Genomic DNA, 15,495 nt, shown 5'->3' with positions numbered 1-15,495 from the left:
CGTTTTCATCGTACGTTCTGGAAATGGAAACCTTTCAGCCTTGCTGCATTCGATACAGTCGTGAATAGTGGCCGTCCTGACGCGCCAGTAACTCGGCGTGGGCTCCCTGTTCAACGATCTGCCCGCGATCCATCACAAGGATACGATGCGCGTCGCGTACAGCGGACAACCGATGAGCGATAATGATGACCGTACGCCCCTTGCAAATGCTTTGCATGTTCTGCTGCACCACCCGTTCAGATTCGTAGTCCAGCGCACTGGTCGCCTCGTCAAAAATCAAAATGCGAGGATTGCCGATCAAAGCTCGGGCAATGGCCACCCGTTGCCGTTGACCGCCCGAAAGTGACGCGCCGTGCTCACCCACAATGGTGTCGTAACCTTCGGGCAGTTCAAGGATGAATTCATGGGCACCAGCCATGCGGGCGGCATGCATGACCACTTCGAGCGGCGCACCCGGATCACTCAAGGCAATGTTTTCACGAATGCTGCGGTTGAATAGCATATTGTCCTGCAACACCACGCCAATCTGCCGGCGCAGCGAGGACACATCAGCCAATGCCAAGTCCATGCCATCAACCATGACCCGTCCGCGCTCTGGAACATAGAGCCGCTGCAACAAGCGGGTCAGAGTACTTTTGCCGGAACCGGAGCGGCCCACCACACCAATGATTTCTCCCGCGCCAATGACCAAATTGACGCCGTGCAACACCTCAGAACCATCAGCCCGATAACGAAAATGCACCTGTTCGAACTCTACCCGCCCCTTGAGCGGCGGTACTGTGCTACGTGTAGCCTGAGACAATTCAGTACGGGAATTGAGGATGTCTCCCAGACGCTGCACCGAGACCCCGGTCTGCTGGAAGCTGGTCCACAGTTGCGCCAGGCGCATGATCGGGCCGCTGACACGGCCAGCCAGCATATTGAATGCGATCAGTTCCCCCACCGACAGCTGCCCCTCTATCACGAGGCGGGCGCCGAACCAGAGTGTGGCGACCGTCACTAACTTGCCGATAAGCGAGACGCTTTCATTGGCGAGGGTGGATAAGGTCTGTGTTTTGAAACCTGCGGCAACATAAGCCGCCAGTTGATTGTCCCACTTGCGGATGGCCTGCGGTTCAACCGCCATTGACTTTAGGGTATCGATGCCATTGACCGTTTCGACAAGGAATGCCTGATTCTCAGCGTTGCGTGTGAAGCTATCCTGTAATCGCTTACGCAAGAGAGGTGTAACCAACCCCGAAACGAGTGCATAGAGCGGCAATGATAACACCACAACGAGAGTCAGCCAGCCGCTGTAATAGAACATCACAAGGATGAACACCAGAGAAAAAAGCACGTCGAGCATCAAGGTAATGGCGTTGCCGGTAAGGAAGCTGCGGATGTTTTCCAGTTCGCGTACACGAGCCACAGAATCACCGACTCTCCTGGCCTGGAAGTAAGCCAGCGGCAGATTAATCAAGTGCCGAAAAAGATTCGATCCCAACTGCACATCAATACGGCTGGTCGTATGAGCAAACACATAGCTACGCAAACCGCTCAGAGCCGACTCGAACAGCATGATGCCCAGCAATCCTGCCGCGACAACATCCAGTGTGGTTAGGCCGTGGTGCACCAGTACTTTGTCCATAACCACCTGAAAGAACAACGGCGTCACCAAGGCAAACAGCTGCAAGGCAAAAGACCCCAGCAAAACTTCCCCCAACAACTTGCGATATTTGACGATAGCCGGGATAAACCAAGTGAAGTCAAAGCGAGAAGTCTCTCCGGACAGACTGTTACTGGAACGCACAAGCACCAGTTGCCCTGTCCAACGCTGCTCAAGCTGCTCGAAGCTGATAACTTCGGGACGCGCCGAACGTGGGTCCTGAATCAGGGCCTGTTCTTTGTCCAGTTTAGCCAAAATAAAAAACTGCCCATCCCGGTCAATAGCAATGGCGGGCAAGGGAGTATGTTCAAGTCTGGCAAGTGTTGTGTTTACAGACTTGGCTTTCAGCCCTGAATGACGAGCGGCCAGCAGCAGCTCCTTCAAGGTAAGACCTTGGTTGGAAGTGGAAAATTCGTGTGAAAGTTGTTCAGTCGATATAGCTATATTGTGAAACCTGGCCAACATAGCCAGGCAAATCAAGCCGGTATCCAGCTCCGGAGAAGAGTGGGGTGACTCAGTACTCATTTCATTATCCTGCATCAGACAACTTTATCCTTTAAATCAAACATCTGGATATTCATCTCACCCCTAGTAAGCTATCCAGAAATATCCGCAATCCGTTTAGTAAACAAATCACAATTCATGTAATTAAACATTTATATCATCAATTAATAATAAATTTCACTTAAAATATTAACAAATCGTGACATTAACCACAAAATAATATTAACATTTGCTAAACTTATAACGCTGTTGTTTGTATCGAATGAAAAATATAAGCATCAACAATCTGATTCAATAATTGCAACGACTCTTGAATCAGTGAAAATAAGATATCGATCAGTTATTAGCCATCACAATGAAACCAATCGGTATTACCGATCGGATATCACGGCTAATAATTAATCAACCAAAAAACCAAGAAAAGAAATTTCAATTAGAAATTAGCCAAAATTTGGCATAAAGGCAGGTTAAAGATACATTCTTCTTGCATAGGTTAGTATAATCGCCAGATCACTACACAAAAACTAATCAGTCATCTAAACGATAACTTTTTACAGAAACAAAAAGATGTATTTACCGAAGTTAGCTCGGCAAATCAGAAAATCCATCAAAGATATTGATAATTTTCTTGTTCAGTTCAAAAGTTTTAGCTCATCACTCGTTCAAATATTGAACAAAAAACGCCATAAAAGATATGACTACATCATTAACATATAAATTTTTTTGCATACGTCAGTCTAACAGAGCAAACGCTAATACCCCTGTAAGTTAAGCCGCTCTGCTAGCCCGCTTCGCCTTTGAGTTGGCGTCTGGATTGCCTGACGCAATACCGCTTCATGTGCATAAAGGGTCAGGTTTTCTCTAGCACGGGTTATCGCTGTGTAGACCAATTCACGGCTGACAACCGGGACAAACTGCGTTGGCAATACCAAAGCTGTGTGGTCAAATTCTGAGCCCTGTGATTTATGTACGGTCATCACATATGCAGTTTCATGTTGTGGTAAACGACTTGGCTGGATTCCTTTAATCTGTCCATCAGGCAACTGAAAATAAGCTCGCAGTTCATGATTTTCGTCTCTAAGCATAATACCGATATCACCATTAAACAGACCCAGTGTGCTGTCATTACGCGATATCATGATGGGCCTGCCTGCATAACCACGGCTGAAAGTCCCGACTGGGCGACGAATAAGCCCCTGACGATGTAATAGCTGTTCTATACGCTCATTAAGCCCACTGACGCCAAACGGCCCTTCTCTAAGCGCACACAACAAACGATAGCGGTTAAATTCATCTAAAATCTCTTTGACTGGCGCCTGCTTTACCACCAGATGCAAGTAAGGGTGATAACCGGATACCGTTTCTGCCAGCAACCGCTGATAATCTTCATCGTCGGATAATGGGTAAAAACAGATATCCTTCAACGGTTGCTGCAAAATAGAGAGAGCCTGTCGACTCTTTCCCTGGTTAACTGCCGCAGACAATTGACCAATCCCCGAATCCATATTAAAGCGATAACTTTTACGCAGAAGACACAAACGATCACGAACCTCTGGGATATTTTGCTGATCACCAGCATCTAATCGACATCCCGTTAATCTGCTTAACTGTTGCGCCCTCGTTATGCTGTATCCCAGTTCTGCAAAACGGCAAATATCACCCAACACCGCTCCAGCTTCCACTGATGCCAATTGATCTCGGTCACCAAGCAGAACAATTTTCGCTTTCGGTGGCAATGCATCAATCAACCTAGCCATCATGGGTAAATCCACCATTGAAGCTTCATCCACCACCAGCACATCCAAACTCAGTGGATTATCTCGATCATAGCGTAAGCGCTGGCTATCAGGTTGCGCTCCTAGCAAGCGATGAATCGTCTGCGCCTGATCCGGCATACATGCAAACTGTTTCTCCGTCAGAGGCAATTTTCTGATCGCGCTATTAAGAGATTCGGTCAATCTGGCGGCTGCTTTTCCAGTCGGAGCTGCCAGTTGGACAACCTGCTTTTTATCAGGATTAAGTTTGATTAAGGCAGCCAATAACTTAGCAACTGTCGTTGTTTTTCCGGTTCCCGGCCCGCCAGAGATAACCGAAATTCTGCTAGTCACCGCAACAGCCGCAGCCACTTTTTGCCAGTCCACCGTTTCCTCAGGCAATATGAATAATTCATCTAAAACAGCTCTCAGTTGCTGTTCCTGAATATTATCGGTTGGTTGATTACCGGAAAAGAAAGCCGCCACCTGACATTCACTTTGCCACATTCTCTGCAAATAAAGCCGGTCATGGGAAAGCACCACAGGCGTTGGTTGAAGCCCATCACTAACCGCAGCACAATTTTCCAGTGCTATCAGCAAACTCTGCTCATCAGGTTTTCCCGCAGCTCGCCATAATTGCTCTGCAAATTCACGATGTCGCCCATCAAAAAAATATTCTGGCGTTATCCGATTAACCGGCAGGCAAACATGTCCGGTACCCGTTTCAGCACTCAACAACGCCATAACCAACAACAAAACAGGATCTTTATCCTCAATCAATGCATGAGCAAACTGTAAGTCCAATGAACGCAAAAGTCTGAGGTTTACTGCCTGTTGTAATAACGAAATCATTAATTTTTCTCTTTTTCAGACTGTTCATTACCACTGAAAAGCAGATCCAAAGCATCAACAAATTCAGCCGATAGCCGACAACTGAAAATACCATTCCCCGGCTGTTGTTTATCTATCCCCCTGAGAAACAGATAAATCACACCGCCGAAATGTTGTTGGTAATCATAATTAGCCAACCTGTGACGTAAGTAACGATGCAGCGCCAGTGTATAAAGTTGATATTGCAGGTCATAGCGGTGCTCAATCATGGCTATTTCCATTGCCTGTTGAGTATAAAACTGGCTCTCCTCTCCCAACCAATTTGATTTGTAATCCAGCACATAGAATCTACCTTGCCAACAGAAGACCAAATCAATAAACCCTTTCAGCATTCCTTTCACCTGCTGAAATTCCAGTTGGGGGCAACGAGCAGAAATCGGGTCATAACGACGCATTACCATATCCAATTCCTGAGATCGCAAAAGTTGCTCAACCGGCAGATAAAACTGCATTTCATCCTGTTGATGATGCAGAGGAATTTTTGCCAGTTGCACTCCTTCATCATTCAATGGAATGGTAAAAATGTCAGTCATCCATTGCTGTAATGTCCCACTCCATCGTTCATCAAATCCGGCTGATTGCAGTTGTTCAGCCAACCATTTCTCATCAGGTCGTTGGCTGAAACTAATTTCTTCTAAAATAGCGTGTAAAAACGTCCCTGCCGAGGCTCCCCGAGGAAATGTATGTGGCGTCATTTCAGGTTGTTCTGCTAACTGCTTTTCACCACTAGCATCAACATCAAGCTTTGGCGCAATAGACTGGACAATCACGTCAATCGATTCTTCTCCAGCAAAATAAGCAGAAGCATTACCACGATGAACCACAGAGTTTCGTAAACCAGAATAACTGGTAATACGCCACTCATCCTGAACTCTGCGTTTAAATTGCCTGGCCGATAGGACTAAATCATTTTTACTTTGCAATTGCCAGGGATGACCATCAGTATCATTAATTGATGATACAACGATGCCATCCCCACTTAATTCTTTAAGCGATGTTGCCAGAAAATCAGCATCCCCTTTCACCCCCTTTTGCAACAGGTAGCCTAGAGCACACTGATGCAGATCCGTATCGCCGATCTTTTTCTTATTGCCTTTTATCAGCGGAGCCACGCCGACACTGCAATGGTAAACAGAACGCGTCAATGCGACATAGAGCAAACGCAAATCCTCTGCCAATCGCTCTTGTTCCGCCAGCTCAATCGTCTCGTCGTCAGGAAAGATATCAAGGCAAGCATTAAAGCTTGTACGATCATGATATATCGCCCGCTTCTGCTCCCTGAAATTACAGATAAATGGCAGCCATACCAGCGGATATTCCAGACCTTTAGATTTATGGATAGTGCAAATTTGTACCAAATGACGATCGCTTTCCAACCGCATCTGCTGGTTTTCAGATTGTGGATCAGGATGAGAAATTTGTTGAGCCAACCAGCGGGTGACTGCATGTTCACTATCAAGTTGTAAAGATATCTCCTGCAACAACTCACCAATATGCATCACATCCATCAAACGCCGTTCACCGCCATAACTGGCAAGCAAATTCTCAGCAATATGATGGTTGGCGATTACCGCTCGTAACATAGGCAACACACCACGGCGTTGCCACAGACGAAAGTAGCCATCAAATTCATCAACTAACTGATCCCATCTCTTTTCATCATGATTCAACTTGTCTATCTGACAGGCAGTCAGACCAAATAAACCACTCGCCAACGCACTTCTCAAAACCCGTTCTTTTTCCGGGGATAACACCGCTTGCAGTAACCAGAGAATATCCTTGGCTTCCGCAGTAGCAAATACACTTTCTCGGTTAGAAAGAAACACGGAAGGGATAGATAGCAGGTTAAGTGCATTACGGATTAGTGTAGCTTCCTTTCTGCTACGCACCAAAATCGTAATATCAGCCGCCGTCACAGACCGAGAACCTTCACTTTTATGTAACAAAGCCCGCCCTTCACTACCTGCCTGCAACCAATCTCGAATTTGCGCGGCACAGAGCCGTGACATCGTTTGCTCATAATCTCCGGTAGAAACGCCTTCTCCCGGTTGTAACCAGAGATTCAGTGCGGCCTGTTCTTCACCATCATAGCTAAAAGAGAGCTCTCGATTTTTTTCTGCCGCAGAGACTTCAATAAAAGGGATCTGCTCAAACAAAAATGGCTTTTCCGAACGCATAAACAGTTTGTTTACTGCCTGTACCATTGAGTAAGCAGAGCGCCAATTTGTTTCCAGAGTATAGTGAGCACTTACCTGAGAGCGGGCGCGAATATAAGTGAAAATATCTGCGCCACGAAATGCATAAATAGCTTGTTTGGGATCACCAATAAACAGCAATCCATTTTCAGGTTGAGTGCCATAAACGGTATGAAAAATCCGGTATTGCTGTGGGTCGGTATCCTGAAATTCGTCGATCAACGCAACCGGATAGCGCCGACGAATAGTCTCAGCAAGCAAATCACTGCCGGGGCCTTTCAGAGCATCATCAAGACGGGTAAGTAAATCATCAAACCCCATTTGACCACGTGTTAATTTTTCCTGACGGATTGATTGGCGAATCTCAATAATAGCTCTGGAGATAATCAAATCACGTAAAGTAAGTGGTTGCTTATATAAATCATCTATTGCAACAAAAAGTGAATGTTCAGGTACCTCACCTTTTTTTGTCTTCTCTGCTAATACCGACTGCCGGAATTTCTCCAACGCTTTTGGCAACAGATAATCCTCTGTAGGTGCCTGAACCCAATCCGTGACACTATTCAGCCAATTTGGTAAGTGCTTACTACTGTAACTTCTTTTATCGACACCAGAACCCGCAATTAAATCGTGCAACTCTCCGGCAACTTCATTCCATTGGTATTTAACATCGCTGATCAACTGGGTAATTTTTTCATGACGACTTAACAGTGTTTCATCACTGTCCGGCGCATTAACAATATATGGCATATCCCCTTGTAAATAAGGGTGTAATTCAGCCAACAAGGCTTCTGGCCCACTCCACTCCTGGCTGATTACCTGTGCCATTGATAATGGCAATGGATAACAGTGGCGCCGCCAGAAATCGGCACACCCCTGCCGTTCTAATGGCTGTTGATCTTGAATCAATGTCTGTTCAAACAAGATCCCAGATTCAAAAGCGTTATGCGCCAACATCCTCTGACAAAAACCATGAATAGTATAAATCGCGGCTTCATCCATTTGCCGCTCTGCGGCCAGTAACCAGATAGCCGCCTGTTCTTTATCCGGGATTTCATCCAATAGCTGTTGATAGGCAGGTTCTGCGTCTTCTACTTCGTTTCGAATACAAGCAAGGCGAAGTTGATGAATATTTTCACGGATACGCCCACGTAACTCATTTGTCGCCGCCTCAGTAAAAGTGACTACCAGAATTTCTTCCACGCTCAAAGGCCGTGAAAAAGCGGCATCTTTCCCCAACCCAAGCAGAAGACGCAGATATAAGATACCGATAGTGTAGGTTTTACCCGTTCCGGCCGACGCTTCGATCAGCCGCTGACCATTCAGCGGCAGAGTCAACACATTAAGTCGGTGAACAGATATCTCTGTGATCACTGATCCCTTACCTCAACAGGTAACCGTTTCTGAAATTCAGTTACATTCTGATAGGTTTTCCAACCTTTCAATTTCGCATATCCATCCAAGCTTCCTGATTTACCAATCACTTGTGAAACCAATGACAGCCCTCGATGTTTGATTACCGCATTCCGATAGAAATTAATCAATTGCTGCTGGGTGGTTTTCTTTAAAATCTCAAGCATTTTATCTCTGCTATCAAAACTAAAGTTATTGCGGCTAAAATCACGAGAGAAACGGGCAACTTCGTCATAGAAAGTTTGTGGCGGCTGCTGTTTTTCATTAATCAGCGCGCTCTTATATTGTTCAAAATCAGCTTGAGACATTGCTTTCAATTTATTACCGGCGTTCTGATAAAAATCTTGATAACGCTGATTCAAATATTTTGGTTGTTTACTATTACTTTGTAGCAGGAATCCTAATCCCCACTGCTCCCCTACGCTGGTATTGAAAGCAAACACCGCATACCCCAGTTGCTCTGTTGTTCTCAACTGTTCATAGAACCACGGCTGGAGCATATTGCTCAACAAACTAGAATAAACATAACCTTCTATACGGTTATAACCCGTCGGAATATAAACCTCTGCTAAAGCACCATCTGTACTGCTGCCAACACGCTGGAAATTAACCGGGTAATTTTTATCGATCACCACTTTATCCCCAATCCACCAGCCATTTCCTTGATTGGCCAGTTGGTTATGGGCAGATTCAGCAATCACTTTGCTCTGCTGTTCGGTCAAGTTCCCAATTATCATCATTTGCAAAGCAGCATTTTTTATCATTTCATGACGATACGTAACAATATCCTGAACCGTGATAGTCTCCAGCGCTTTTAAACGAGTGGACTGTTCAATATAAGGCACCACAGAAAGGCGCTTCAACGGCTGCATAGCCATGTCATAAGCTTTAGCGTTATTAGAAACCGCTATCTGCTCACGATACCAAGACTTAGCTTGTGATAGTTGATCCTCTGTTGGGGTGAACGCCATGTAATTACTGATTAAAGAGGTTAAAAGCGCCGACAGATTTTGAGTGTAACCGCTTACTCCCAGTTGCAGTCCCTGTGATGAACTAGTAGAAATATTCATTCCGGCAACAGAAGCCTGATAACTAAGCTGGTCAAGGGAAAGATCTGCCAAATAATCAAGCAAAGAGGAAGTCACCTGCTCACGGGCACTATCCAAACTGTTCGCATTACGTAAATCAAGCGTAATACTGGCCTTAGGCTCATCAGCAAAATATTGACTCGGCATATAGAGTAGGCGGACATTCTGCTGTTCAAGGATCATCTCTGGATGTTTTTGACTCTTACCTGCTTTTATCAGCTTCAAATCGTCAGGAATATAAGGATTTGGCACAGGCAAAGAAAAATTCATCCGCGCCTCTAACTGCTGCCATTCCATTCGTTGCTGTGATGTGATTCGATCAACCTGATAAGGCGCCTGAACAAAATAAGCCTGTTTATCGTGCGGCTCTTTTGGGCTGATATACCAGATTCTTGCATTTTCAGGCGTCAATTCGGCAAGCCGATTGGCAATTGCTTCTGGGTCATAGTTATCAGCCAAATAACCGGCATTAAGTACATTGGAAACAGGAACTCGCAACATAGCATCCGATAACCATTCGATATAGTGCATATCACGAACAATGGAGCCATATCGGAAAGACAGATTCAAAACCTTCGCGATCTCATCAAAATAACTTTTCTGAATGCCTTTTTGTTTTAACAAATTAATATAGGCAAAAATGGCCGCAATAACCTGATCCCGTTGCGCAAGCCCTTTATCTGTCAACGTCACATAAATAAAAAAGATACCCTTGTTGCGATCAACCATAGGCTCCGCACCAGCACTAATACTTTCCGCGAGTCCTTGAGTTTGTAGCCAATCTGATAATGTATTCAGGCTACGGTTGCCAATCATATAACCAAGATATTCATCGGTTTTACTGCGGAAATCAGCACTGTTATTGTCAATACTGAACTCCAATTGCAATGCCTTTTGCGGTTGGGCAGGAACATAATGGATGATAATCCCTTTCTCTTTTTCCGTTACTGCCGGCACAGTAATCGGCGGCACGCTCGCTTCTCTGTCAGGTATCCGACCAAAAGTATCAACTGCAATTTGAGTCAGTTTATCGATAGGCTGGTTACCGTAAATGACACCTTCCATCAGATTAGCTGAATAATAACGCTGATAGAAATCCACCAGTTCTGTCTGTAATTTACTCCCTGGTTTATCTTTCAATGTTTCTAGATTACCACCAGAAAAACGGGCATTAGGATGCTTAGGATTCAGGGTTTCCGCTCGTATTTGAGCCACCCGCATCCCATCACGAGAACGCGCCATTGTCAGCTCTGCATTCACGGCGTTTCGCTCCCGATCTGCATTCACTGGATTAAGTAACGGCTCAGCCAGTGCATCAGCCAGACGATCTGTAGCCTGAGCCAACGCCTCATTTTCCACTTCAAGGTAAAAAGCCGTGCGGTAAGAAGCTGTGCTGGCATTATAGCTACCACCATGCTTTTGCAAAAATTCAGATAAATCACCTGACTGTGGGTAACGTTCAGATCCCATCAGAACCATATGTTCCAGATAATGTGCAAGCCCAAGCTGGCTGTCAGGGTTTTCCATACTACCAACCGGAATTGCTACCGCTGCCAGAGATTTGGTTGCCTTCTCATCAGATACCAGCAAGACCGTCATATTGTTTGCCAATCTGATTCCTTGATACTGACGATGATCATTTTCGCTTTTATAAATTGTCTCTTGCAGTCGCTGCCACTGTGATGTTTGCGCATAACTTACCGTTCCCCAGAAGAGCAGGAACATCATAGTAATCATGCGAACAAAATGTTTATGCATTATCCGATATTCTCCCTATGTTTCTGATTTCGCGCCATCGGTAACAAATAATTGAGCGCTTCCTGTTTAAGTTTTGCTAAAAATGATTCATCGATTTCCCTGAAAGCCCGCTGAATATAAGGGTCATCCCCTTCGCCTGTACGTCCCTGATCTCCAAGCCATGCCTTCAATAGCTGGCTGTCAGCTTTTGATTGAATTCCATCGCTATCATCAATCTCACCCGTTTCTTTATTCACACATGTTGAAAGCCACGCCCAACCACTTTTACAAAACAGTGGTAAAGGCGCAGATATTCCTCGTTGATAACCTTCAATCAATTGATTCAGATAATCTTTTGCTTGTTCTGAAGACACAGAAGCAAAACGCCATTCGCTGCCATCACGCCCATAACTGCGGCTTTCACCCTCCCCCCCGGCAAGACAGTAAGCCAGATGCTCAATCCACAATTGCATGCCATCATTGGCTGTTAAGCTGGCCGGCCGCCAACGCAGCAAACCATCCGGTTGCGCCTTATTAATTTGTCCTGTCAGAATCACCTGGCCTAAATCATGATGTAAATCAATAAATAAAGTTTCCATCTGTTGTTCACGAATTTTATCCGCCAGAGGCTGCATCTCTTTTTGTTGCTTCAACCAATAAACCTCACCAAAAGCACCAAAAGGCAACCCGCCAGCAGCACGAAGCCGACTGAAAAGCGGCTCAGGCGATTGCTGTTCAATTAGTGCACTCAACAATAGCTGATTAAACTGATAACGTTGAAGGTTATCTAAAACGAAAGGCTCTTCCTCTGGTAATTCCGTTTCTTCAATAACGAAATTGACTTTCAAGCAACGTTGGAAAAAAAACCGAACGGGGTGGCGGTAAAAACTGCTCAAACTATCAAGTGTAATTTCTTGAATTTGCGCCGTTTCAATCGATTGGCAAAATTCAGCGTATGCGGCACCTTGCTCAGTTGCCGCCGGTAACCACTCCTCGGCATAGCTTTGCTGATAACTGCCCGGTATAAAATTTTCCGGTGCAAATGGAACGCGGGAATGAAGATACAACAGATGTTCTCTGACATGAATAGCACTTTGATCAACATTCAGTTCTTCATTTCCCGGTAAACAAAAACTTTGACAAACATAATCCAGTAATTCATTCACCAACACCGAAGGATTACATTCCGTATCATCGCGAATGGACTTACCAATATAGCTGATATAGAGAAACTGTTCGGCAGATATCAAGGCTTCAAGGAATAGATAACGGTCATCATCCCGCCGTTTTCTGTCTCCCCTCTGACCTTTTTCCGCCATGAGATCAAATCCAAGCGGTGGAATTGAACGGGGGTAGATACCATCATTCATTCCCAATAAACAGACAACCTGAAAGGGAATGGAACGCATCGGCATTAAAGTGCAAAAATTGACAGATCCGGCGAGAAAACGTTGACTGATTTTTTCATTATCAAACTGAAGCGCCAATTCATCTCGTAATAGAACCAATGGCACATTTTCCTGATAACGGGCATTCAAGCCATTGGCTATGACTTTCTGCCATTGCTGCTCAATCATTGCCAGTACTAATTCAGTTTCACTATCCGATGCAAAAAATGCCTCCAGCAACTCCTGGCAGATAGGTAACCAGCCCGTTAATGTTCGGCTCTCGCCCAGAATCTTGCGCCAATAGCTCAATTGCATTAAAAGTTCAGCTAATTGGCCGGCAAGCTCTGCGGCTAAACCACTGGATTCATCATAAGGCAATACCTCTTTCCAAGGGCCAGACCGACTATCCATTGCGTAACCCAATAACATTCGAGTGAGCCCAAAACGCCATGTATGCTGACCTGTTACCGGCAAAGATAGCTCTTCTACATTATCGTCATCCAGCCCCCAACGAACGCCTGACTCTTCAACCCAACGCCTTAATAAACGCAAACCATCTTCATGAATATCAAATTTATTCGCCAGCGCGGGTACTTCCAACAATGCTAAAACCTGTTCCGTCGTAAAACGGCTTTGAGGTAAATCAAGCAGTGTAATAAATACCTGTAAAACCGAATGTGCCTGACGAGCCTTACGATCAGAAATGGCAAATGGAATATAACGTTCAGCAGAGACATTACCAAATACTGCCTGAACATAGGGAGTATAATTGTCAATATCCGCGACCATTACAATAATATCCCTTGGCGTCAACGATGGATTATCTTCCAATAATCGCAATAACTGGTCCTGTAAAACTTCCACTTCACGTTGAGGGCTATGGCAAACATGGAGAGACAAAGAACGATCCAACGGATCAAGTACTCTTTTTTGCAAGCTATTTTCAAATGTATCTTTCGTTGAACCAATTTGGGCATGATCTTCCAGATAGAGAATATCCCTTTGCAATTGATGTAATAGATTATCCTGTTCTAATTCAACAAAGGCGTGAACGTCCGAACTCTGCTCAAGCTGCGATAATAAATAGAGATTATCACGGCCCAATCGTCCCCACGATGCCAACAAGGGATTACTGACTTCTTGTTCACCGTCGTCGTTAAATAGTGATTGAGCATTACCAGGGTCTTTAAAATATTCCAGCTCCTGTTCGTTCTTATAATGACGTGGTTTACGACTGCTCAGTTTTGCCAGAAAAGCATAATTCTGAATATCCCCCCAATAATATTTACATGGATTGGTAAACATCAGGTGAATATCAATATGCCGTGCCAATGCCTGCAAAGCTTGTAAATAGACCGGTGGTAAGGCAGAAATACCACAGATAAATACCCGTTTCGGTAAACAAGCTGAAAGCTCAGTACTATTTTTCAGTTCAAGACTATTTCCCAGTTCAGGGCTATTTTCCAGTGTCGAAATAAAACGCTGATACAAATTAGCACGATGCCATTGGGGTTGTTGTAACTGGTGAGTATATTTCGTCAGTTCCAGCCATAATCTTTTCTGCCACAACTGATTATCGCTCAAGCCATCAATAAGCTGACCTTGCTGCCAACTTTCCAACCATTGCGGACGATAAACTAGATATTGGTCAAACAGATCAGCAACCCGTCCAGCCAGTTGATGAATCTTCCGTTTATCAAAATCTTGATCAAGGTAATGCCTGAGCGCGACAAACTCCGCTTCTGGCAACAATTGAGGCAATAACGCCATCAATTTCCATGTCATAGCATCTTTACTAAAAGCACTTTCTTTAGGAATATCAGGCAATACTTTGGTAAACATATCCCAAATAAACGTAGCGGGAAGCGGAAATGAAATATTGGCCGATATACCTATTCTTTCAGCCAGTTGAATTTGCAGCCACTGTGACATACCTGGGCTTTGCACCAAAATGACTTCCTGCGCAAATGGATCAGCCAGTGGATTATCCCCGATCAATATTGCTATCAATTCTTTAAGAAGATCTAGTTGATTAGAATGATAAACTTTGAACATCAGAACTCCCATTTGAACAAATCCATCGGCTTGCTTTACTTTGCTGATTATAAGGTGTTGTCACTATAACTGTAAGCTGATAGCAGCCAGACAACGGATATGCTGTCTGAAATTCAGCGTGCCACCCCGGTGGCAATATTATTTCTGGCAAAGGGTTTTGACCTGCAATTAATTCATATTGTTCCAGATATTCATAAGATAATTTATCCGCCTTTGCTTGCTGCCAATGTTGCTGAAACCCAAATAACAACGCCTGATGATAACGCATTAATCCCAATAGAGAGACCGAAAAGACCATAACAGCAATCATTACTTCGGGCAAACTCATGCCTGTTTGATGCTCATAAAAAAGATCTGACTTCATGAACAAAACCCCACATCTACCTCAGGACAAAAGTCCAGCCAACCACTTTCTACCGGAATAAGAGAATCTCTTCCACCAGCCGAAAGTAATTTCATCCATTGATATAACCCGACAGATTGCCCAGATGCCGCATCAGCAATACCTTTCAGTAGAAAAAAATGACTCGATTGCCTTTTTAAGCAACTGGTCAAATGAAATTCTTGCTGTTGCTGGCAATACCACTCTTCTGTTTTATCAAGTGTCCATGACTGAGCGATTCCCCATGCCAATGAAGATTCTGCTTGCTGAAAAGCCTTTAGATATCTGCGTTCATCGACCATCATGATTAAAGCGTTATCCAGATGATGATGATGCAAAGCCTTTAACATCATCAGGCTCACTGCCAACAATATTAGCACTGAAATTAGCAATACATTACCTTGCTGATATTGAAAACAACCATGCGGAGAATGCTCAGCCAC

7 protein-coding genes are annotated in these 15,495 nt (G+C 44.6%); all 7 read right to left on the bottom strand.

Annotation, left to right across the window (positions count from 1 at the left end):
• Positions 1-34: 34 nt before the first annotated feature.
• The 7 genes from C6H66_RS07630 to C6H66_RS07600 all read right to left on the bottom strand — a co-directional run bounded on the left by C6H66_RS07630 (position 35) and on the right by C6H66_RS07600 (position 15,495).
• Positions 35-2,170 carry a type I secretion system permease/ATPase gene (locus C6H66_RS07630; protein ID WP_181150159.1) on the bottom strand — a complete coding sequence of 712 codons (2,136 nt, stop codon included), beginning with the start codon at positions 2,168-2,170 and terminating at the stop codon, positions 35-37.
• A 731-nt stretch (positions 2,171-2,901) separates the two neighbouring features.
• Positions 2,902-4,755, bottom strand: a complete 1,854-nt coding sequence (gene recD / locus C6H66_RS07625; RefSeq protein WP_105395258.1) for an exodeoxyribonuclease V subunit alpha — start codon at positions 4,753-4,755, stop codon at positions 2,902-2,904.
• Positions 4,755-8,360: an exodeoxyribonuclease V subunit beta gene (recB, locus tag C6H66_RS07620; RefSeq protein WP_181150162.1), complete on the bottom strand. Its 3,606-nt coding sequence runs from the start codon at positions 8,358-8,360 to the stop codon at positions 4,755-4,757. Before recB ends, recD begins: the two co-directional genes overlap by 1 nt.
• A complete protein-coding gene (ptrA, locus tag C6H66_RS07615; protein WP_105395256.1) occupies positions 8,360-11,248 on the bottom strand; it encodes a pitrilysin in 2,889 nt (962 codons plus the stop codon). Before ptrA ends, recB begins: the two co-directional genes overlap by 1 nt.
• Positions 11,248-14,670, bottom strand: coding sequence for an exodeoxyribonuclease V subunit gamma (recC, locus tag C6H66_RS07610; RefSeq protein WP_105395255.1), 3,423 nt, complete (start codon positions 14,668-14,670; stop codon positions 11,248-11,250). Before recC ends, ptrA begins: the two co-directional genes overlap by 1 nt.
• Entirely contained in the window at positions 14,648-15,034 is a 387-nt protein-coding gene (locus C6H66_RS07605) for a prepilin-type N-terminal cleavage/methylation domain-containing protein (protein WP_105395254.1), read from the bottom strand. The genes recC and C6H66_RS07605 overlap by 23 nt, the downstream gene beginning before the upstream one ends.
• A complete protein-coding gene (locus C6H66_RS07600; RefSeq protein WP_105395253.1) occupies positions 15,031-15,495 on the bottom strand; it encodes a YgdB family protein in 465 nt (154 codons plus the stop codon). Before C6H66_RS07600 ends, C6H66_RS07605 begins: the two co-directional genes overlap by 4 nt.

It is taken from the genome of Photorhabdus hindustanensis (assembly GCF_002968995.1).
Classification (GTDB): domain Bacteria; phylum Pseudomonadota; class Gammaproteobacteria; order Enterobacterales; family Enterobacteriaceae; genus Photorhabdus; species Photorhabdus akhurstii.
This window is presented reverse-complemented; position numbering and strand designations above follow the sequence as displayed.